The following is a 20,657-nucleotide window of genomic DNA, read 5'->3' on the forward strand; positions in this document are numbered from 1 at the left end:
GCGCTGCTGCTACGACGGCCGGTCGGCGCTGCAGTTATCGTCCGGCACGCGCTCGACCTGTTGTCCAAAGCCGGCCAGCTCATGGAACAGGCCGTCGAGATAAACGGCCAGTTCGTCCGCCGCCAGCTCCGGAGGAACGACCAGCTCCTCCATCCTGACGCGCTTGCCGGCATCAACGCGGTAGACAACCCAGGTACCATCCTCGCGCAGGATGTCGAGCTGGAAGCGCTTGTAGATGTTAAATCTCATCAATGGGTCTGGATGACGGTGGCGGGACTTGAGGACGGATCGATTACCGTGATCCCCCGATGCGCGAAGTCCCGTACGTTCATGGTTACGACCGCTGCGTCGGCCTGCGTCGCCACGATTGAGAGAATGGCCAGATCGTTGGCGTTTTTCGTACCTTGGCTTGCTAGCCGCTGTCCCCACTCGAATGCGGCAGCGGTATCGAGCGGCAGGATACGGTCGCCGTGATCGGACAAATAGGTCCGCAGATTCGATTCCAGCAGCGTGGCGGCTTGGCGGTGTTCGGGGTTCTTCCGTGCCTTGAGTAAAGCGATCCCATAAGCCGACTCCTGTACCGTCATCGCAGTGATATAGAGATCGCTATCATCGACTGTTGCAAGCCATGCTTCGATATTCGGCTTACGAACTCGCCTGCTGCTGACAAACTTGAACACGTTCGAATCGAGGACGTATTTCATTACTCTTCATCCTTTTCTTCTTGCGCCAGCAGTTCATCGATCAACTGCAGGTCCAGCTCCCGGGTGGCGCGCTTGAACGAGGTGGCGACATAGGGGCGGCCTTTCTTGGGCAAGGCCAGCGCGTAGTCGCGCGCAAGTTCGATCTGTTGCGGTGTAAGCGAAGGATAGTCTGCGATCACATCGCCTGCCGTTGCACCGCCGGCAAGCAAGGCCGCGATGCGGTAGACGGCAATGCTGGTGCCCTTGATGAGCGGATCTTCAAGATCGCCTTCGACGGACTCCTTCAGGCGGTCCAGCACGTCGATGCGCTGTCTTACCTTTTCCTCAATAGGCGCGAGAGGCAGCTTCAAGCCCTCGAAGCTGACTTCGCCGTGCGCACCGGGCAGCAGCAATGCTTCATGCAATCGTCGCCTGCCGACCGGCGTCAGCACATCACGCAACTCCCGGGCAGCTTGCATATAGATAAGATCTTTCGTCTTGAGGACCCTGCGTCCACGGCTACTGATGACGACTTTGCTCACCAGATCAGGATGTTCTTCGGCAAGCCGAGTGACCGCCTTGACACTCTCGCCAAGTGCATAAGCAGCCTCGGTGAATGTGAACGCCTGCTGCTCAAAGGTGAAGTCCGTCATAATGCCCCCATAAGTCAACCTGATATTAGGGTCGAATTAGGGCATGGTCAAGTACATCGCTTGTAACAAGGTCAATGCCGGATACGGAACTAGCCGCCAGCCTGCAGAAATCTGTAAAACGCGAGAAAATAGCGAGCTACATTTCTTCCGCTTTATTTCGCAATGTCCAATACAGCAACTCTATCCCAAGCTCCACGCGCCGACATCAATCCCAAGCCGCTGGGTGTGGCGGTGCTGCTCATCGTGCTCGGCGCCCTGTACCTGGCGCAGGCGGTCGGCGCGCGCCAGGCCGCCTTGTTCGTGGTCGGCTCCCTGCTCGGCCTGACCCTGTACCACGCCGCCTTCGGCTTCACCTCGGCCTGGCGCGTGTTCATTGCCGACGGCCGCGGCGCCGGCCTGCGCGCGCAGATGCTGATGCTGGCCGTCGGCGTGGTCCTGTTCTTCCCGGTGCTGGCCTCCGGCACCCTGTTCGGTTCGCCCGTCACCGGGCTGGTGCAGCCGGCCGGCACCTCGGTGATCGTCGGCGCCTTCCTGTTCGGCATCGGCATGCAGCTGGGCGGCGGCTGCGCCTCGGGCACCCTGTACACGGTCGGCGGCGGCAGCACGCGCATGATCGTCACGCTGCTGTTCTTCATCGTCGGCTCGCTGATCGGTACCGCCCACATGCCGTTCTGGACCTCGATGCCGCAGCTCAAACCAATCGCCGCCTATAACGCGCTTGGCCTGGCACCGGCATTGATCCTGAATCTGGCCGTGTTCGCGCTGATCGCCTGGATCACCGTGGTGGTCGAAAAGCGCCGCCACGGCCGCCTGGTCGCGTCGCACACCCAGCCGGCGCACCGCTCGCCGTGGCTGCATGGTCCGTGGCCGCTGCTGGCCGGCGCGCTGGCGCTGGTGGTGCTCAACTTCGCCACGCTGGCGCTGTCCGGCCGTCCGTGGGGCGTGACCTCGGCCTTCGCCCTGTGGGGCGCGAAAGCGGCATCCACCATCGGCATCGACACCGCCAGCTGGGCCTACTGGTCGACCAAGGCCAACGCCGCCGCCCTGGCCGCGCCGGTCTCGCAGGACGTGACCTCGGTAATGGACATCGGCATCGTGCTCGGCGCGATGGCGGCGGCCGCGCTGGCCGGCCGCTACGCCCCGGTGTGGCGCCTGCCGCTGCGCTCGATTGTCGCGGCGGTCGTCGGCGGCCTGCTGCTGGGCTACGGCGCGCGCCTGGCTTACGGCTGCAATATCGGCGCCTACTTCAGCGGCATCCTGTCGGGCAGCCTGCACGGCTGGCTGTGGCTGGCGGTGGCGTTCGTCGGCAACATCGTCGGCACCCGCCTGCGTCCGCTGTTCGGCCTGGAAGTCGAGCGCGTCAAGCCGACCGCCTGCTGATCTTTTACGTCCGGCTGCCGCGCATCCGTATGGCGGCCGGGCGGCTCCTCCCTCAAGCCGCCAGCCGGCGCAGCATGGCCGTCACCGCATCGAGCACGGCGTCGTCATCCCAGTAATTATTGTGCGACAGCGGGTTCCAGCTGCGCAGCAGCAGGTCCGCCGCCCCGCCAGAGGCATTGATCGGGCGGTCCTCCACCAGTTCCCGGTAGCCGCGCGACAGCGGCTGCAGCGGCCAGCCGAGGATGTCGTCCGGGTCGTAGTAATTAATCCATTGGAACAGCGAAGTCGGCGGCGCGATCGGGATAATGTGCATCTCCTTGTGCGCGGCGACGAAGATCGGGATGTTGCAGCCGGTGGTCACCAGCGCGGCGCAGGTGCCGCCGCCGAGGAACACCCGTTCGCTGGCGGTCAGCGCGCGTCCCAATGCGGTCGATGCCCAGGCGTCGATATTGCGCCAGATGCCGGCACTGACCGGCCTGCCGGCGGCTGCCTTCTGGGCATCGTAGATATAGCTCGACAACACCTGGCAGCCCAGCGACTGGGCGATGAACACCACCGGCATCCCGGGCCGCGCCGCATGCGCCGACAGCAGCGTGGTGGCGATCTCTCCTTGTGCCTGTTCGTAGACCGAACCGGGGATTTCCTTGCGGTTTTCCAGCCCGGCGGCGTCGCCCAGGCCGTACAGGACGAACTTGCGCAGCGCCTCGTAGCGCACCTGGCCGCTGGCGGCGGTGCGTTCCCATACCAGGCGCTGGTTGTCGTGCAGGATGCCCTGGTAATACACCGAGCGCATCACGACCTGCGGCGCCAGCGCGCCCAGGCGGGTGCGCAGCCCCGCCATCAGGTCATCCGCGTAGTCGGGCGGCGTTTCTCCCATGCCGTGGACGGCAATCAGTGCGACCTCTGTCATGGCTCCCTCCCCCTGCACCTACCGGCAACGGATGTGGCCGTTGGCGATAGCGTATCAAATTTTACGCGCGTTGACGCGGCGCAAAGACTGGCAGAATGATGGACTTGTCCTCTTGAGCTTCGACACCATGGATGTACTTTTTGAGCGATTCGTACCGGCGATCCGCGCGCTCGATCTCGGGCGCATCGCAACGCCAAACGAGATTCCCGACACCTTCCTGCTGGCACAAGCGGGGCGCTACAGCAGCTATTACCTGCCGTTCGAATCGGTGAACCGGATGGCACGGGTGGTGGTGGTCGGGATCTCGCCCGGCTTCGTGCAGTGGAAGATCGCGATGGCCGAGGCGCAACGGCAGCTGGCGGCGGGTGCGTCAGTCGATGCTACGTTGCGCGCGGCGCGCCAGACCGGTGCCTTCAGCGGCGCGATCCGGCCCAACTTCGTGGCCCTGCTCGATGCGATCAGGGTCCAGCGCTGGCTCGGGATCGCCAGCTGCGCCTCATTGTTCGGGGAGGATGCGGAACTGGTGCATATCGGCGCGATCCTGCGCCATTCGGTGTTTGTGGACGGCAAGAACTACAGCGGGACGCCGGCCATGCCGCGCCAGGCGTTTCTGCGCGAGGAAGTGCTGCGCTATTTTGCGCACGAGGCGGCGGCATTGCCGGATGCGCTCTACATTCCGATGGGGGCCAGCGTCAGCGAAGGGCTGGACTGGCTGGCGGCGCAGGGAGTGATCCGCGCCGACCGGATCCTGCATGGACTGCCGCATCCGTCGGGCGCGAATGCGGAGCGGGTGGCCTACTTTCTGGGGCGCAAGGAGCGCGCGACGCTGTCGGCCAAGACCAACGGCGCGCAGATCGATGCGGCGCGCGCGGCGCTGCTGGAACAGATGGCGGCGCTGATCGCCCGGGACGGCGCGCGCCCGGATTGAAGGCAGGCGTGCCGTCCGCGGATCATCAAGCGATGCTCAGCTCGAATACCTCGACCCCATCCACTCCGCCGCGCACGCGGTCGCCCGGCTTCAATGCCGCCACGCCCGACGGCGTGCCCGAATAGATCAGGTCACCCGGCGCCAGCGTCACCAGCCGCGACAGCGCCGCGATCACGTCCGCCACCGGCCAGATCATCTCGTTCAGGTTGCCTTCTTGCTTGAGCTCGCCATTCACCTCGAGCCAGATGCGCGCGTCGTTCGGGTGCCCGACTGCGCTGACCGGATGCAGCGCGCTGCACGGCGCCGAGGCGTCGAAGCCCTTGGCCATGTCCCACGGCCGGCCGCTGTCCTTGGCCACCGCCTGCAGGTCGCGCCGGGTCAGGTCGATGCCAACGCCGTAGCCCCACACCAGGTCGAGCGCCCGGGCCGGATCGATGTCCGCACCGCCGGCGCCGAGCGCCACCACCAGTTCGATCTCGTGGTGCAAATCCTCCGTCGCAGGCGGATACGGCACCGCGCCGCTGGCGGGCACGACGGCGTCGGCCGGCTTGGTGAAGAAGAACGGCGGCTCGCGGTTGGGGTCGCTTCCCATCTCGCGTGCGTGAGCCGCGTAGTTGCGGCCGACGCAGAACACGCGGCGAACGGGGAAGCGGGCCTCGGACCCGGCCACGGCGACCGAGGGCGCGGCGGGAGCGCTGATGACGTATTCGGACATGCTCATCCTTTCATTGACGCAAAACGCCATCATACTACCGGCGCCGCCGTCGTTGGCGGGAGGTCGGGATGCAACTCAGACCGGCTCGGCCTGGTCCGGCGCAGCGCTCGCTTCGGCCACCACCTGGACCGCCAGCGCGGTCGCTGCCGCCGCTACCGCCACGGTGGCGGCCACCATCGGTACCGGAACCAGCGCGGCATCGGGTGCGGAGGCCTCGTCCCGCAGCGCCGCCGCCGCCGCACTCGACTCCAGGATTTTCACCAGCGCCGTCATGTCGACCGGCTTGACCAGGTGATGCGCGAAGCCCGACTCGATCGCCCGCTCGCGGTCGCGCGCCTGGCCGTAGCCGGTCACTGCCACCAGCGTGGTGTGCGCCGTTTCCGGCCGCACCCGCAGTTCCTGCGCCAGCTGGTAGCCGTCGACGTCGGGCAGGCCGATATCGATCAGCATCACGTCCGGCCGCTCGGCGCGCGCACGGCGCAGCGCCGAGGCGGCGTCGTATTCGACCGCGGTGGCGTTGCCCTGCACCCCCAGCAGCGTCGCCAGGCTGTCGGCGGCGTCGCTGTTGTCGTCCACGATCAGCACGCTCAGCTTGCGCTGCAGGACCGCGCGTTCGGCGTCGATCCCGGCCGGTGGCGCTTCCAGGCCGTCGGTCGAGGCCGCCACACACGGCAGCGTCATGGTGAAGGTGCTGCCGAAGCCGACGCCGTCGCTGTGGGCGCGCACCTCGCCTTCGTGCAGTTCGACCAGGCGCTTGACCAGGGTCAGGCCCAGTCCGAGGCCGCCCTGCGAGCGCGCCAGCGTGCGCGCACCCTGGGTGAACAAGTCGAACACGCTCGGCACCAGTTCCGGCGGCATGCCGGAGCCGTTGTCGCGCACGCTCAGGCTCATGCGGCCGTCGCGCTGCTCGAGGCTCAGGGCCAGCGTACCCGACTTCTGCGTGTACTTGGCGGCATTGTTCAGGATGTTGGCCACGCTCTGCACCAGCCGGGTCTGGTCGCCGCGCACGTACACCGGCGCGTCCGGCAACTGCACCGTCACGTGGTGCGATTTTTCCAGCACCAGCGGCCGGGTCTGGTCGAGCGCGCCGCTCACCACGTCGCGGAAGTCGACCGTGGCCAGCTGCAGCTTGACCAGGCCGCGCGTGACGCGCGAGACATCCAGCAGGTCGTCGATCAGGCGGCTCATGTGCTTGACCTGGCGGCTGATGATGGTGGTGGTCTGGGCGATGCGCGGCTCGCCCGCGAACTGCATGCCGAGCAGGCTGGCCGAGCTGCTGATCGGCGCCAGGGGATTGCGCAGTTCGTGCGCCAGCATGGCCAGGAATTCGTCCTTGGTGTGGCTCAGGCGCTCGGCCTGCACCCGCGCCAGGCGCTCGCTCTGCAGCAGCGCGTCGCGTTCGCGCGCCGAGTTCTGCGCCACTTCGTACAGATGGGCGTTGTCGATCGCCACCGCGGCCTGGGCCGCGATGCCGGACACGATGCGCTCGGCGCGCTCGGTGAACACGCCGGCGTCCGGGTGGCCGAAGAACAGCCCGCCCAGCACCTTGCCGCTGTGCGACACCACCGGCACCGCCAGGAAGCTGCGCAGGTTCAGATGACCAGGCTGCATGCCGTGCGCCACCAGGACGGCGTAGCGCGGATCGACGCGGATGTCGTCGCTTCGTAGTGGCGCTTCGCCGTTCAGCACCGGCCGGAACACGGCGGCGGTCGGCGCCGGGCCGATGCGCTCGAACGCCTCGCGAGAGGCGCCCGACAGCGCGTACAGGCGCATCGGTTCGCCCTCGCCGGCGTTATAGAAGAAGCCGCCGTAGCGCGCGCCGCTCAGCTCGGTGCCGGCATCGGTGATCGCCTGCGACAGCGTGTCCAGGTCGAGCGTCGAGGCCAGCACCTGGCCGGTGCGGTGCACGGCTTCCAGGATGCGGCTCTCGTCGCGCAGGTTTTCTTCGACGCGCGCGCGGCGCACCACTTCGCGCGTGTGGCGCGCCACGTCCTCGGCCATCGCCACTTCCTGATCGGTCCAGTGGCGCGCTACCGGCTCGTGCAGGTAGAACACGGCGTCCAGCCGCCCCTCTTCGATGATCGGCACGATCACCGCCGCGCGCGTGCCGATCGCGGCGTAGCCGGCGGCGAACGGCGCCGAGCGGGCGTCGGCCGTTACGTCGTCCAGGCGCACGCTGCGGCCCTGGCGCATTTTATCGACGATGGCCGGGCCGAAGCTGTCGAGCGGATGGGCCATGCCGGCCAGGCTGGCCATGCTGCCGTCGGTCCAGTCGCGGTCGATGCTGACGGTGCGACCCAGCGCATCGATTTCGCCATAGCCGACGCGGCCGACACCGAGGGTCTGGCCGGTCATGGCGCTGGTGGCCTTCATGATGTGCACCGCATCGTCCAGGCCGTCGAGGGTTTCGCCCAGTTTCTGGTGGAAGGCGTGGCGGTGTTCGGAGAGCACGTCGGACGTGGTTTCGGTCAGCACGCAGTAGACGCCGGCCACCTGCCCCGCGTGGCGCACCGGCGACAGCGAGACGCAAAAATAACGGCGCTCGCGCTTGCCGTTGCGTTCGAATTCCATCAGCGCATGCTGCAGCTGGGTCGCTTCGCCGGCCAGCACGTGTTCGAAATAGGGGCGCATGCGCTCCCACAGCTCGGGACGCACGCTGGCATAGGGCGCACCGCGCGCGGCCGGGTGCTTGTCGCCCAGCAGGTCGGAATAGGCGTCGTTGTAGTGCAGGCGCAGGTCGTGGCCGACCGCCAGGAACATCGGGAAGCGCGAAGCCTGGATCAGGTCGGCGATCGCACGCAGGCCCTCGGGCCAGGTGCCGGGTTCGCCCGGCACGAATATCGGTGTGACTACCGGCGTGGCGACAGCGGCCGCGGCGCAGGCGGTCGATTCGGTTGCAGGATGGAGGGGCGCGGCCAAGGACAGGTCGTCACCGTGCGGGTGGCCCGGCAATGTCGGACCGCCGGCAGCCATCGGCAGGAAGCTGCTCAGGTTGCTCATCAGGAATACCCGGTTTGGTTCTCTCAAGGCTGGCCGGGCTTATTACACTGGAACGTTTCCCCGCGCGTTCGTATTGCACCGCCGCCAACTTTTCTTATTACGGGCGATTATAACCAGCAATCGGATTGCGCCGCGCCCGATACGCTCGAGTCTGCCGCTGGCATGCGAAGTGTTGTTTTGCCGTCATTGTTGCCGCCATGCCGCGCGGATGCGGCTGGCTTCAGGCGTGCAGGAAGCGTGCTTCCGGCAGGCCGCGCACGTCCAGCTTCTGGCGCAGCAGCGCCCCGGACAGTGGCGCGGCGGTGCGCTGCGCTGCATCCAGGCCGGCGTGCGCGCTGGCCACGTACAGCGTCGCCAGGTCCGGGCCGCCGAAAGCCGGGCAAGTCGGCTGCCCGGCATCCAGCGCCAGCGTCTGCAGCAGGCGCCCGTCCGGGGCGAAGCGCGCCACCTGCCCTGCTCCCCAACGCGCCGACCACACACAGCCCTCGGCGTCGACCGTGGCGCCGTCGGGGTCGCCGGGCACGACACCGGCCGCGACCAGCGTATGCACGGCGCCGACCTCGGCGCTGCACGGGTTGTAGTCGCACCAGCGGATCGATCCTTCAGTCGAATCGGCGAAGTACATGCGCCGTCCGTTGGGGCTGAAGCAGATGCTGTTGGCGATGCGCGCCGGCGGCAGCGGCAGGCGTTCCAGCGCCAGGTCCAGGTGCAGGCGGTAGAAGCCACCGGCCGGCGCATCCGGGTCGTCGCCCTCGCTGAGCATGCCGAACACGAAGCGGCCCTGGCGGTCGCAGCGGCCGTCGTTGATGCGCGTCGGCAGGCCCGGCTCGACGTCGCAGATGCGCGTCACCTTGCCGGTCGAGAAGCGGAACAGCGCCAGGCCGGACGCCAGCCCCAGCAGCAGCCGGTCGTCGCTGCCGGTCAGGGCGAACGAGCACAGGCGCTCAGGCATGGCCCAGCTGCGCGTGCGGCCGCTGGCCGGCTCGTACGACCACAAGAGCGCGGCCGAGATGTCGGTCCACAGCAGGCGGCGGCTGCGCTCGCACCACAGCACGCATTCGCCCAGTTCGTAGCGGGTGTCGAGAAAGGCTTGCACACCCTGCTCAGGCCGCGGGCTCGACCGTAAAGCGGAAACGCGACTCGGTGCGGTATTCCTCGCCCGGGCGCAGGATCACGTTCGGGAATTGCGGCCGGTTCGGCGAATCCGGGAAATGCTGCGGCTCCAGGCAGAAGCCGCTGCGGTGGGCGTAGCTGCGGCCCTTGCCCTGCAGCGTGCCATCCAGGAAGTTGCCGCTGTAGAACTGCACGCCCGGTTCCTCGGTCCACAGTTCCAGCACCCGGCCCGATTGCGGCTCGACCACGCGCGCCGCGCGCGTCATGGTTTTGCCGTGCGGTTTGTTAAGCGCGAAGTTGTGGTCGTAGCCGCCGCCGTTGCGCAATTGCTCGTCGTCGTCCCCGATGCGCGCGCCGATTGCACGTGGGGTGCGGAAATCGAAGGCGGTGCCGGCCACTTCCGCCAGCTCGCCGGTCGGGATCGATCCGGCGTCGATGGCGACGAAGGCGTCGGCGTCGATCTGCAGCAGGTGGCCCAGGATGTCGCCGCCGCCGGCCAGGTTGAAATAACTGTGCTGGGTCAGGTTGACCGGGGTGGCGCGGTCGGTCACGGCGTGGAAGCACACCACCAGCTCGTTGTCGTCGTTGAGCGAATACACGACGGTTGCCTGCAGATTGCCCGGATAGCCCATCTCGCCGTCGCGGCTGAGGTAGCGCAGGCGCAGACTGGCGCCCCCGCCTTCCTGCAGCACCTCGGCCTCCCATTTGACGCGGTCGAAGCCGTCCGGTCCGCCGTGCAAGTGGTTGCTGCCATTGTTCACCGGCAGCTGGAACTGTTCGCCGTCGAGCGTGAAGCGGCCCTCGTGGATGCGGTTGCCGTAGCGCCCGATCAGCGCGCCGAAGTACGGGCTGTCGCCGCGGTACGGTGCCAGATCGTCGAAACCGAGCACCACGTCGGCCAGGCGGCCATCGCGGTCCGGCGCGTGCAGTTCGGTGACGATGCCGCCGAAGTCGATGATCTTCGCCACCATGCCGCGCGCATTGGTGAGCGTGAAGCAGGTGATCTGGGTGCCGTCAGGCAGTTGTCCAAAGGGGGCTTGGGTGATTCCGGTTTGCACGTCGTCGTGGTCCTCGATGGGTTGCGGCCCTGTGTCATTCGGCGCATGCAGAACGCGCCAGCGGCCGGGAAGCACGATCCTAGCATGGCCGCGAAAAGCGCCGCGCCGAGCATCGGCCGTCCAGACAACCTTCCTTTATGGACAAATTTTATATTGTCAAGAATTTATCGTTACCTACCGTCTGCACTATTGCGGTGCAAAACCGGAGCTTGGTCGCCGAGCGCTTCAACCCTTACCTGATATTTCCTGACATAAGATATTGCTTTTGTTCATGTTTGAGCTGCCGGGCGAGCATGATCACAGGTGGTTCAGGAATACATACGTGCACCCTTTTTGCGCATCGCAACACATGTCAACACCTAAAATGTGGCATTACCGCAACGGATTGTGTTGATGTACGGCAAAATTTTTCAGAGCCCGAAGATGCCCTGTTTCGCCAGGCAAAAGCGACGTAACTGTCGGTTTTGGTAGGGAAAAAGCGGATTTCATACGGCTTGGAAGCGCCTCGAAACCACCGTTTTACGTGTTGTCCACATGGTTAGCTTCGATGACAAATGTCTCTCTGGCATGTCATCATGAATAGGCACTTTCAACAAATCAATCATTGGAGAGACATCCATGAAACAAAAACTGCTCGCCGTCGCCCTGGTTTCGGCCCTGCCACTGTTCGCTCACGCGCAATCCAGCGTCACCGTCTACGGTACCCTGGATGCCTCGATCGGCGTCGAAAACAACGACGCTCCGGGCACCGAAAGCCGCACCGTCGTCCAGTCGGGCACCCAGTCGGCAAGCCGTATCGGCTTCCGCGGTACCGAAGACCTGGGCAATGGCCTGAAAGCTCTGTTCAACATCGAAGCAGCCATCGCTGCCGACACCGGCGGCACCGACTCGAACCTGTGGCAGCGCCGCGCCGTGGTCGGCCTGCAAGGCGACTTCGGTACCCTGACCGTCGGCCGTGAATACAGCCCGATCGCTGCCGTTGCTGCCGCTTCGGACATCCTGGGCCACGGCTTCTACGGTTCGAGCCTGGTGGTGTTCAACACCCCGACCGGCGCTCAGCCACGCCTGACCCGTCGCCTGTCGAACTCGGTCAACTACAAGAGCAACGCTCTGAACGGCTTCACCGTCGGCGCAGCGTACTCGACCGGCGAAAGCAACATCCAGGACGGCCCAACCGGCGACCTGGCTGGCGTGTCGCTGGAATACGCGAACGCAGGCTTCTACCTGGGTGCTGGTTACCACCAAGTGGAACGCCTGGCATCGGGCGACGACAAGGAATACGGCGTCGGCGCAGGCTACAAGTTCGGCCAGTTCGAAGTCCGTGCCGGCTACCTGGCTGCCAACCCGGAAGGCGGCAACAACAAGTACGAACAAGCCAACGCCGGCGTGTCGTACGAAATGGGCGCCAACAAGTTCTTCCTGAACTACAACCAGCAAGAACTGGAAACCGGCGCCAAAGGCCGCGGCGTGACCGTTGCTTACAGCTACACCCTGTCGAAGCGCACCAACGTGTACGCTTCGTACGCCAAGCTGCGTAATAACGACCTGGGCACCTTCTCGCTGACCTCGCCAGCGAACACCATCGCGCTGCCGGCAACCGCGTTCGGCGCCGATCCGCAGGTGTACAACGTCGGTATCCGTCACTCGTTCTAATCGACGAGGTTCAGGGCACGGGTTTCGATCCGTGCTCGAGGACAAAAAAACGGCAAGCCTCGCGGCTTGCCGTTTTTGTTTGTATCCCGGGTTGTTTGTGTCCCGGGATTTAGGCGCGCCTGCCCTCAAGCGCGCCCTGCCCTGCAGACCGAGCGGTCAGAATTCTTCCCACTCGCCGGCGACCACGGTTTGCTTGCCCTGCACTTCCCTGGCCGGCGCCTTCGCCGGTGCCGGACGGGCGGCCGGCTTGACCGTTGCCAGCGCCTGAGATGCACTCTGCTTCGGCTGCGGATTCTGCTGCACGCGTACCGGCTGCGCCACCTGCTGCGCCGGCGTGGACGCGATACGGAACACCGACACCGCCGTTGCCAGCTTGCCAGCCTGCTCCTGCATCGACGCCGACGCCGCTGCCGCCTGCTCGACCAGCGCCGCGTTCTGCTGCGTGCCTTGGTCCATCTGCGTCACCGCCTGGTTGATCTGCTCGATGCCGGCCGTCTGTTCGCGGCTGGCGGCGCTGATCTCGGCCATGATGTCGGTGACGCGGCGCACGCTGTCGACGATCTCTTCCATCGTGGCACCGGCTTCGGCCACCAGCTTGCTGCCGGCCTCGACCTTGCCGGTCGAATCGCCGATCAGGCCCTTGATCTCTTTCGCCGCCGCGGCCGAGCGCTGCGCCAGGTTGCGCACCTCGCTCGCCACCACCGCGAAACCGCGGCCCTGCTCGCCGGCACGCGCCGCTTCCACCGCCGCGTTCAGTGCCAGGATATTGGTCTGGAACGCGATGCCGTCGATCACGCCGATGATGTCGTTGATGCGCGATGCCGAGGCATCGATCTCGTTCATCGTGCCCACCACCTGCTTGATGACGTCGCCGCCACGCGCGGCCACGGTCGATGCGGTCTCGGCCAGCATATTCGCCTGGCGCGCATTGTCGGCGTTCTGCTTGACGGTCGAAGTCAGCTCTTCCATCGACGACGCGGTCTCTTCCAGCGCGCTGGCCTGCTGCTCGGTACGCGAGGACAGGTCCTGGTTGCCGGACGCCACTTCGGCCGCCGCCACGGCGATGGTGTCGGTGCCGACGCGCACCGTGCCGACCGTCGCCGCCAGGTTGTCGTTCATGCTCTTCAGGGCTTGCAGCAGCTCGCCCAGCTCGTCGCGGCTGGTGACCTCGATGCGGCTGGTCAGGTCGCCGGCGGCGACGGTATTCGCCACTTCCAGGGCGCGCGCCACCGGACGGGTGATCGAACGCGTGATCCACCAGGCGACGGCGCCGGCCAGCAGCAGCGCGGCGGCGCCGATGCCGCACATCAGCCAGACCGCGCTGCGGTAGGTTTCGGTGGCGCCGTCCGAATCGGCATTGCTCAGTTCCTTCTGCAAGGCCGACTGGGCGGCGGTGGCGGCACGCAGGCCGGCCAGACGCGGACGCAGTTCATTGGTCAGGTAGGTGCGCGACTGCTCGGCCTGGCCGGCATTGATCAGCGCCAGCAGTTCGGCGCCGCTGCTCAGGTAGGCGGCGGCGGTGCTGTCCATCGCATCGAGCTTCTCGAGCGACTTCGGGTGGCCGGTCAGGGCCTGGCGCAGCGACTTCAGGTTGTCCGTGATGCCGGCGCGCGCCTTGTCGATCGATTCGACCTGCTTCTGGCGGTCAACGGGGTCTTCGTTGAGCATCATGTTACGCAGCGCGATCGCGATGGTGCTGATGTCGTTGTCGAGATGGGTGGTGATCTCGATGATCGGCATGCGTTCGCTGACGATCTTGTCGCTGCTGTCGTTAACGCGCGACAGCATGCTGTTGGCCAGTGCGATCAGCAGCACGAACATCAGGCCGAGCAGGCCGAAGCCGAGCGCCAGGCGCTTGCCGATTTTCAGGTTTGCGATATTCATTGTGTTTTCTCTCTCTCGTTTGCTTGCTGCGTCAGGCGGCGTGGGGCAGCGCCGCCACCAGGCCCAGTTCGTCGGACTGCATCAGGCGGTCGATGTCGAGCAGGATCAGCATGCGCTCGCCGATCGTGCCCAGGCCGCGCAGGTGCCCGGTGTCGGCCGCCTCGCCCATCGACGGCGCCGGACGGATCTGCTCGGGCGTCAGGGTCACGACGTCGGACACGCTGTCCACTACCATGCCGATCACGTGGTGAGCGATGTTAAGGATGATGACGACGGTGAAGCTGTCGTACTTCGGTTCGGCCAGGCCGAACTTGATGCGCATGTCGACGATCGGCACGATGATGCCGCGCAGGTTGATCACGCCCTTCAGGTGCTCGGGCGCGTTGGCCAGGCGGGTCGGTTGTTCGTAGCCGCGGATTTCCTGCACCTTCAGGATGCTGATGCCGTACTCTTCCTTGCCAAGTTTGAACGACAGCACTTCGCTATCGTCGGTCGTGTTTGCGATTTCCATAATGTTCTCACCCAGGTAGTTAGTGTTCTTGCCTCACGGAAAGAATGATACCGGGGCGGCGATGTATGGACGTTACAATGTGTGCAAATTGAAGCAGCAAAGATCTTTTTCGGTGCAAGATTTGGACGAATTGCACAGTTCTATCGCACAAATGCAGCACCAGGCGTAAAAAACGGCAAGCCGCAGCTTGCCGTTGGGCCGATCCCCGTGCTCCGTCAGAACTCTTCCCACTCCCCTGCATCGACTTGCGCTGCCGCGCGGCCGGCGCCGGCCGTTTTCGATGCCGGTCGCGTCGCCGTGGCAACCGGCGCCGCTGCACGCGGCGCTGCCGGGCGTGGCGCGGCTGCCGGTGCCGGCGCCGCGATGCGCGCCGTCTGCGCCGCCACCGGCTTCACCACCGGTGTCACCGATGCCTTCGATGCCGCCAGCGCTTGCGCGCCATCGATGCGGAACACCGCCACCGCCTGCGCCAGCAGGGTCGACTGCTCGCGCATCGCCGTCGCCGCGGCCGCCGCTTCTTCCACCAGCGCCGCGTTCTGCTGCGTGCCCTGGTCCATCTGGGTTACCGCCTGGTTGATCTGCTCGATGCCGGCGCTCTGCTCCGAACTGGCGGCGCTGATCTCGGCCATGATGTCGGTGACGCGGCGCACGCTGTCCACGATCTCTTCCATCGTCGCGCCCGCTTCGGCCACCAGCTTGCTGCCGGTCTCGACCTTGCCGGTCGAATCGCCGATCAGGGTCTTGATCTCTTTCGCCGCCGCTGCCGAGCGCTGCGCCAGGTTGCGCACTTCGCTCGCCACCACCGCGAAGCCGCGGCCCTGCTCGCCGGCACGGGCCGCCTCCACGGCCGCATTCAACGCCAGGATATTGGTCTGGAAGGCGATACCGTCGATCACGCCGATGATGTCGTTGATGCGGGTGGCCGAGGCATTGATGTCGTTCATCGTGCCCACTACCTGTTTCACGACGTCGCCGCCGCGCGCCGCCACGGTCGACGCCACTTCCGCCAGCACATTCGCCTGGCGTGCGTTATCCGCATTCTGGCGCACGGTCGAGGTCAGTTCTTCCATCGACGACGCCGCTTCTTCCAGTGCGCTGGCCTGCTGCTCGGTGCGCGAGGACAGGTCCTGGGCGCCGACCGCCACCTGCGAGGCCGCCACCGCGATGGTGTCGGTACCGACCCGTACCGTGCCCACGGTGTTGGCCAGGCTGGCGTTCATGGTTTTCAGCGCGGCCAGCAACTGGCCGGTCTCGTCGCGGGTGGTGACCTCGATGCGGCTGGTCAGGTCGCCGGCGGCGACGGTATTGGCCACGTCCAGCGCGCGCTGCAGCGGCCCGGTGATCGAACGCGTGATGCGCCACGCCACCAGGCCCGCCAGCGCCAGCGCCGCGGCGCCCAGGCCCCACATCAGCAGCGCGGTGCTGCGGTAGGTGGCTTCGGCATCGAACGCCGCCTTGGCCGCGAGTTCCTTCTGCAGCGCGGCCTGGGCGCCGGTGGCGGCCTTCAGGCGCAGCAGCAGCGGACGCATCTCGCCGCCCATCAGGGTCTGCGCCTGCTCCAGGTCGCCGCCCTCGACCAGGCGGACGATGTTGTCCTGGCCGGTCTTGTAGGTGGCGGTTTCCTGTTCCATCTGGGTCAGCAAGGCGCGGCCCTTCTCGCTTTGCAGCGTGGCCTTCAGCTCGGCCAGGATGCCATCCATCGCCCGGCGCGAAGCCATGATGGCCTCGACCTGGCTGGCGCGGTCGGCCGCGTCGCGGCTGAGCATTACATTACGCAGGGCGATGGCGATGGCGTTGGTTTCATCCTGGAAGCGCACTGCCATGTCGATGCGCGGCATGCGGGCGTTGACGATCTCGTCGGTGCCGGCGTTGACGCGGCCCAGCATCGCATTGCTCAGGACGATCATCAGCACCAGCATGGCGCAGATCACGCCATAACCGAGCGCCAGGCGCTTGCCGATGTTCAGGTTTGCCAGTTTCATTCGAGTTTCCTTGTGTGGAGTCGTGATCTTGTCGTTCAGGCCGCGCGCGGCAATGCCGTCACCAGCCCCAGTTCGTCGGATTGCATCAGGCGGTCGATGTCGAGCAGGATCAGCATGCGTTCGCCGATCGTGCCCAAGCCGCGCAGGCAATTGCCGTCCAGCGTGGCGGCCATCTCGGGCGCCGGGCGGATCTGGTCTTCGCTCAGGGTCACCACATCGGACACGCTGTCGACCACCATGCCGATCACGTGATTGGCGATGTTCAGGATGATCACCACCGTAAAGGCGTCGTACACCGGCTCGCCCAGGCCGAACTTGATGCGCATGTCGACGATCGGCACGATGTGGCCGCGCAGGTTGATCACGCCCTTCAGATAATCCGGTGCAGTCGCCATGCGGGTCGGCTGTTCGTAGCCGCGGATCTCCTGTACCTTCAGAATGCTGATCGCGTATTCCTCGCGGCCGAGGCGGAAGGACAGCACTTCGCTGTCGCTGGTAGGGTCGAATTCCATATCATGATTCCTAGCGTGGGAACGACATCGTGAACCCGTGACAACACCGGTTCATTTCTGCATGGAAAGCAGAATACGCAAATCCAGTATCACTTGCGATGCCCAGCTGTTAATAATCGCGAAAATTCACCTTTTCAGCGTCAAACTATGGCGGCTAAACAACGGTCAATTGCAACTAAACAAACGGTGTGCTAACGCCAGACGTTTACTGGCACACATCATGCTTGGTACTTGTTAATAAACGCCCTCCGGCTTTATCACTAACTTGATAGGAAAGCGCATGATCATTCGCAGACTCGACGCCCGCGCTATTGCCGAAGTCCGGCCTCAGCTGGGAACGCTGCTGCTGGACGCCGTCGCCGACGGCCATTCGCTCGGATTCGTCAACGGCCTCGACCAGGATCAGCTGGACGCCTACTGGAATTCGGTCGCCCTCGAGGTCGACGCCGGCCGGCGCGTGCTGCTGTCGGCCGAGCGCGACCGTGCCCTGATCGGCTGTGCCCAGCTCGACCTGTGCCAGAAGCCGAACGGCGCCAACCGCGCCGAAGTGCAAAAGCTGCTGGTGCACTGCACCGCGCGCCGCCGCGGGGTGGCCACCGCCCTGATGCAGGCGCTCGAGATCGAGGCGCTGGCACTGCGCCGCGGCCTGCTGTTCCTCGATACCGAGGTCGGCTCGGGCGCGGAACAGTTCTACCGCCACAGCGGCTATACCCGGGCCGGCGAGCTGCCGGAATACGCCTGCGCGCCGAACGGCGTATGGCGCGGCACCGCGATTTATTACAAGACGCTGTTCACGCGCACGCGCACCATCTCGTAACCGCAGCGGCAGCGCTTGCCGTGATTGTGTCGGGCGCGCCACGGCGTCGACGAAGCATGTGTGCGGCTCTGAATGCACGTACAATCTGGAAATTACGAGTTTCTGGATAGCAATGTGAACGGCCCTTCTTCGACCCTGACCCGCAGGCCGCTGCGGACCTATCTGCTCCGGCTGGTCCTGGCGACCCTGCTGCCGGGCATGATCGGCGCGTCGCTGATGCTCGCCTATCAATACCAGAAGAGCCGCGACCAGTATGAGCGCAACACCATGCAGACCGTGCACGCGCTGGTGCAGACGGTGGAAAGCAAGCTGCTGCAGGTGCAGGCCATCGGCCAGACCCTGTCTACCTTCGACGCCCTGGCCAAGGGCGACTTCGCCGCCATGCACCGCCAGGCGCGCGAAGCGCTGGCGCTGGCCGGCGGCGACATGAACGTGGTGGTGCGTGAGCGCAGCGGCCAGCAGCTGCTCAACACTGCGGTGCCGTTCGGCACCCGCCTGCCGGTCGAGCCGTCCGAACAGCTGGACAAGGTATTCGCCAGCGCCACGGCGTCGGTGTCGAACATGTTCGAAAGCGCCGGCCGCCGCCGTCCGACGGTCAGCGTCGACGTTCCGGTGATGGTCAGGGGCCAGGTGGCATATGTGCTCAGCGTCGGCGTGCGGCCCGATTATTTCAGCGACATGATCACCCCGCGCGCGGTGCCGGCCGGGGCGCGTGCCTCGATCTTCGATGGCGCCGGCGTGATCTTCGCACGCAACATCAGTCCCGAACGCTACATCGGGCGCCGCGTCACCGACCCGCTGTACTATGCCACGCTGCGCGCGCCCGAGGGCATCGTCCCATCGGTCAGCCAGGAAGGCATCGAACTGCGTACTTTCTATTCGCGCTCGCGCCTGAGCGGCTGGGGCGTGGCGATCGGGGTGCCGAACGCGATCCGCAACCAGGTGCTGGTCGAGCAGCTGGCGGTGCTGCTGTTCGGCGTCACCCTGCTGTTCGCGGTCGGCCTGTGGCTGGCCTGGCAGATCGGCGGCCGGCTGGCGCGCTCGGTACACGCGCTGATGGCGCCGGCGGTGGCGCTGGGCCGTGGCGAGCCCCCGCGCCCGATCCCGGCGATGCATGTCAAGGAAGTCGACGACGTGGCGGCCGCGATCGGCGCCGCCTCGATGCTGCTGGGCGAACGCGCGCAGGCGCTGGCGACCAAGGAAGCCGAACTGCGCGACGCGCACCGCCTGGCACATTTCGGCACCTGGTACTTGCAGCTGGCGACGGGCGAGATCACCGCCTCGGAATCGGTGCCGCACATCTATGGCCGGGTGCCGCCGCCGTTCGCCGACCAGCGCGGCACGGTGCTGACCGAGGAATCGTGGGAACGCGCCAACCGCCTGATCCGCGAACTGGAACGCAACGGCGGCAGCGGCCGGCTGCAGGTGCAGGTGCTGCGCGCCGACGGCCAGCGCATCTGGATCGACCTGCATTGCGAAGCGGTGCAGGATGCCGATGGCCAGGTGACGGCGCTGCGCGGCACGCTGCAGGACGTGACCGACCGCGTCAACGCCGAGGAAGCGCTGCGCCAGGCCGACCAGCGCAAGAACGAATTCCTGGCCATGCTGGCGCACGAGCTGCGCAACCCGCTGGCACCGATCGCCTCCGGCGCCCAGCTGCTGGGCCAGGACAACCTGGACGGCGCGCGCACGCGCCAGATCAGCGCCATCATCGCGCGCCAGGCGCGTCACATGTCGGGGCTGGTGGATGATTTGCTGGATGTTTCGCGCGTGACGCGCGGCCTGGTGGCGCTGTCCAAGGCGCGCATCGACATCGGCGAAGTGGTGGCCGAAGCGCTGGAGCAGGCGCAGGAACCGGCGCGCCAGAAGCAGCACCGGATCGAGTTCGCGCCGCCGGCCGAAGGACACGTTTTCGTCATGGGCGACCGCAAGCGCCTGGTGCAGGTGGTCGGCAACCTGCTGCACAACGCGGTCAAGTTCACGCCCGCGGGCGGCTGCATCCGCGTGGCGCTGCAGGCCGACGACGGCCTGGTACGCATCGTGGTGGCCGACAACGGCATCGGCATGCTGCCGGACGAACTGGAACGCGCCTTCGACATGTTCGTGCAGGGCGAGCGCACGCCCGACCGCACCCAGGGCGGGCTCGGGATCGGGCTGGCGCTGGTGCGCAGCCTGGTGCAACTGCATGGCGGCAGCGTGGCAGTGAGCAGCGACGGCCCCGGCCTGGGCAGCACCTTCACGGTGACGCTGCCGCGCAGCGCGCGCCGCAACGAAGGCTGGCACGATGGCGCCGAGCACGCGGCACCGGCCGCGGCAACGCCGGCGCATGCGCGCAAGGTGATGGTGGTGGACGACAACGTCGACGCGGCCCAGGTGATGGCGATGTACATCGGCGGCGCCGGCCACGAGGTGGTGGTCGAGCACGACCCGTATGCCGCGCTGGAACGCGCGCCGCGCTTCCTGCCCGACGCCTGCCTGCTCGACATCGGCCTGCCCGGCATGGACGGCCACGAACTGGCGCGCCGCCTGCGCGCGCTACCGGAGACCGCGCAGACGCTGCTGATCGCGGTGACCGGCTACGGCCAGGCGCAAGACCGCGATGCGAGCCAGGAGGCGGGGTTCGATCATCATCTGGTCAAGCCGGTGGATATGGCGGCGCTGGAGCGGATACTGGCTGGTTAAGCACCTGAGTAACTACTAGCTGGTCGTTTGACCCGCTCCCCTAGCTCGTCATTCCCGCGAAGGCGGGAACCCAAGTTCCTGCGCTCAGCCACGAAAGCAAACGCAAGTGGATGAGCCAGCGAACTTAGGTTCCCGCCTTCTGAACTGCCCCCCAAAAGTCGGACATTGTCCACTCT

Annotated in this window: 17 protein-coding genes; 5 read left to right on the forward strand and 12 right to left on the reverse strand. The window is 66.2% G+C overall.

The features are described 5' to 3' along the window. Positions 1–9: 9 nt before the first annotated feature. The 3 genes from RTQ83_RS19985 to RTQ83_RS19995 are packed head-to-tail and all read right to left on the reverse strand — an operon-like array spanning position 10 to position 1,336. Positions 10–249 carry a hypothetical protein gene (locus tag RTQ83_RS19985; protein ID WP_312518430.1) on the reverse strand — a complete coding sequence of 80 codons (240 nt, stop codon included), beginning with the start codon at positions 247–249 and terminating at the stop codon, positions 10–12. Beyond that, a complete protein-coding gene (locus RTQ83_RS19990) occupies positions 249–704 on the reverse strand; it encodes a PIN domain-containing protein (RefSeq protein ID WP_312518432.1) in 456 nt (151 codons plus the stop codon). The genes RTQ83_RS19985 and RTQ83_RS19990 overlap by 1 nt, the downstream gene beginning before the upstream one ends. Then, entirely contained in the window at positions 704–1,336 is a 633-nt protein-coding gene (locus RTQ83_RS19995; RefSeq protein WP_312518435.1) for a DUF433 domain-containing protein, read from the reverse strand. Before RTQ83_RS19995 ends, RTQ83_RS19990 begins: the two co-directional genes overlap by 1 nt. 162 nt (positions 1,337–1,498) lie before the next feature. On the opposite strand from RTQ83_RS19995, the gene RTQ83_RS20000 reads away from it, so the two are divergent. Beyond that, entirely contained in the window at positions 1,499–2,716 is a 1,218-nt protein-coding gene (locus tag RTQ83_RS20000) for a YeeE/YedE family protein (RefSeq protein ID WP_312518437.1), read from the forward strand. Between the two features lie 52 nt (positions 2,717–2,768). On the opposite strand, the gene RTQ83_RS20005 is transcribed toward RTQ83_RS20000, so the two are convergent. Then, positions 2,769–3,626 (reverse strand): hypothetical protein, encoded by an 858-nt coding sequence (locus RTQ83_RS20005; protein ID WP_312518439.1) that lies wholly within the window; start codon positions 3,624–3,626, stop codon positions 2,769–2,771. 112 nt (positions 3,627–3,738) lie between these two features. On the opposite strand from RTQ83_RS20005, the gene RTQ83_RS20010 reads away from it, so the two are divergent. Next, positions 3,739–4,554 carry a hypothetical protein gene (locus RTQ83_RS20010; protein WP_312518442.1) on the forward strand — a complete coding sequence of 272 codons (816 nt, stop codon included), beginning with the start codon at positions 3,739–3,741 and terminating at the stop codon, positions 4,552–4,554. Between the two features lie 25 nt (positions 4,555–4,579). Here RTQ83_RS20010 and RTQ83_RS20015 read toward each other — a convergent pair whose 3' ends face one another. From RTQ83_RS20015 to RTQ83_RS20030, 4 genes are all read right to left on the reverse strand, one after another. After that, entirely contained in the window at positions 4,580–5,269 is a 690-nt protein-coding gene (locus RTQ83_RS20015; protein WP_312518445.1) for a fumarylacetoacetate hydrolase family protein, read from the reverse strand. Between the two features lie 75 nt (positions 5,270–5,344). Further along, a complete protein-coding gene (locus RTQ83_RS20020) occupies positions 5,345–8,269 on the reverse strand; it encodes an ATP-binding protein (RefSeq protein WP_312518448.1) in 2,925 nt (974 codons plus the stop codon). A 220-nt stretch (positions 8,270–8,489) separates the two neighbouring features. Beyond that, positions 8,490–9,365 carry an SMP-30/gluconolactonase/LRE family protein gene (locus RTQ83_RS20025; RefSeq protein WP_312518451.1) on the reverse strand — a complete coding sequence of 292 codons (876 nt, stop codon included), beginning with the start codon at positions 9,363–9,365 and terminating at the stop codon, positions 8,490–8,492. 7 nt (positions 9,366–9,372) lie between these two features. After that, positions 9,373–10,440 carry an aldose epimerase family protein gene (locus tag RTQ83_RS20030; protein WP_312518453.1) on the reverse strand — a complete coding sequence of 356 codons (1,068 nt, stop codon included), beginning with the start codon at positions 10,438–10,440 and terminating at the stop codon, positions 9,373–9,375. Between the two features lie 618 nt (positions 10,441–11,058). Here RTQ83_RS20030 and RTQ83_RS20035 point away from each other — a divergent pair. After that, positions 11,059–12,093: a porin gene (locus RTQ83_RS20035; RefSeq protein WP_312518456.1), complete on the forward strand. Its 1,035-nt coding sequence runs from the start codon at positions 11,059–11,061 to the stop codon at positions 12,091–12,093. Positions 12,094–12,249: 156 nt separating this feature from the next. On the opposite strand, the gene RTQ83_RS20040 is transcribed toward RTQ83_RS20035, so the two are convergent. The 4 genes from RTQ83_RS20040 to RTQ83_RS20055 form a co-directional block, all read right to left on the reverse strand. Then, positions 12,250–13,977, reverse strand: coding sequence for a methyl-accepting chemotaxis protein (locus RTQ83_RS20040; RefSeq protein WP_312518459.1), 1,728 nt, complete (start codon positions 13,975–13,977; stop codon positions 12,250–12,252). Positions 13,978–14,008: 31 nt separating this feature from the next. Continuing rightward, on the reverse strand, positions 14,009–14,488 hold the full coding sequence (locus RTQ83_RS20045) for a chemotaxis protein CheW (RefSeq protein WP_312518461.1): 480 nt from the start codon (positions 14,486–14,488) through the stop codon (positions 14,009–14,011). Between the two features lie 215 nt (positions 14,489–14,703). Continuing rightward, complete coding sequence (locus tag RTQ83_RS20050; protein WP_312518464.1) at positions 14,704–16,470, reverse strand: methyl-accepting chemotaxis protein; 1,767 nt, start codon at positions 16,468–16,470, stop codon at positions 14,704–14,706. Between the two features lie 35 nt (positions 16,471–16,505). After that, on the reverse strand, positions 16,506–16,982 hold the full coding sequence (locus RTQ83_RS20055) for a chemotaxis protein CheW (protein WP_312518466.1): 477 nt from the start codon (positions 16,980–16,982) through the stop codon (positions 16,506–16,508). Positions 16,983–17,262: 280 nt separating this feature from the next. On the opposite strand from RTQ83_RS20055, the gene RTQ83_RS20060 reads away from it, so the two are divergent. Both RTQ83_RS20060 and RTQ83_RS20065 read left to right on the forward strand, forming a co-directional pair. Continuing rightward, complete coding sequence (locus RTQ83_RS20060; protein ID WP_312518469.1) at positions 17,263–17,799, forward strand: GNAT family N-acetyltransferase; 537 nt, start codon at positions 17,263–17,265, stop codon at positions 17,797–17,799. Between the two features lie 114 nt (positions 17,800–17,913). Next, positions 17,914–20,481, forward strand: coding sequence for an ATP-binding protein (locus RTQ83_RS20065; RefSeq protein ID WP_312518472.1), 2,568 nt, complete (start codon positions 17,914–17,916; stop codon positions 20,479–20,481). Positions 20,482–20,657: the final 176 nt, after the last annotated feature.

This window comes from Massilia sp. (assembly GCF_031995545.1).
GTDB lineage: Bacteria > Pseudomonadota > Gammaproteobacteria > Burkholderiales > Burkholderiaceae_D > Telluria.

What these genes read in the sequence shown, in the direction of transcription:
- RTQ83_RS20050 (WP_312518464.1), bottom strand. Translation starts at nt 16,470, where the DNA reads ATGAAACTGGCAAACCTGAACATCGGCAAGCGCCTGGCGCTCGGTTAT.
- RTQ83_RS20005 (WP_312518439.1), bottom strand. Translation starts at nt 3,626, where the DNA reads ATGACAGAGGTCGCACTGATTGCCGTCCACGGCATGGGAGAAACGCCG.
- RTQ83_RS20055 (WP_312518466.1), bottom strand. Translation starts at nt 16,982, where the DNA reads ATGGAATTCGACCCTACCAGCGACAGCGAAGTGCTGTCCTTCCGCCTC.
- RTQ83_RS20020 (WP_312518448.1), bottom strand. Translation starts at nt 8,269, where the DNA reads ATGAGCAACCTGAGCAGCTTCCTGCCGATGGCTGCCGGCGGTCCGACA.
- RTQ83_RS20045 (WP_312518461.1), bottom strand. Translation starts at nt 14,488, where the DNA reads ATGGAAATCGCAAACACGACCGACGATAGCGAAGTGCTGTCGTTCAAA.
- RTQ83_RS19990 (WP_312518432.1), bottom strand. Translation starts at nt 704, where the DNA reads ATGAAATACGTCCTCGATTCGAACGTGTTCAAGTTTGTCAGCAGCAGG.
- RTQ83_RS20040 (WP_312518459.1), bottom strand. Translation starts at nt 13,977, where the DNA reads ATGAATATCGCAAACCTGAAAATCGGCAAGCGCCTGGCGCTCGGCTTC.
- RTQ83_RS20015 (WP_312518445.1), bottom strand. Translation starts at nt 5,269, where the DNA reads ATGTCCGAATACGTCATCAGCGCTCCCGCCGCGCCCTCGGTCGCCGTG.
- RTQ83_RS20060 (WP_312518469.1), top strand. Translation starts at nt 17,263, where the DNA reads ATGATCATTCGCAGACTCGACGCCCGCGCTATTGCCGAAGTCCGGCCT.
- RTQ83_RS20000 (WP_312518437.1), top strand. Translation starts at nt 1,499, where the DNA reads ATGTCCAATACAGCAACTCTATCCCAAGCTCCACGCGCCGACATCAAT.
- RTQ83_RS20035 (WP_312518456.1), top strand. Translation starts at nt 11,059, where the DNA reads ATGAAACAAAAACTGCTCGCCGTCGCCCTGGTTTCGGCCCTGCCACTG.
- RTQ83_RS19995 (WP_312518435.1), bottom strand. Translation starts at nt 1,336, where the DNA reads ATGACGGACTTCACCTTTGAGCAGCAGGCGTTCACATTCACCGAGGCT.
- RTQ83_RS19985 (WP_312518430.1), bottom strand. Translation starts at nt 249, where the DNA reads ATGAGATTTAACATCTACAAGCGCTTCCAGCTCGACATCCTGCGCGAG.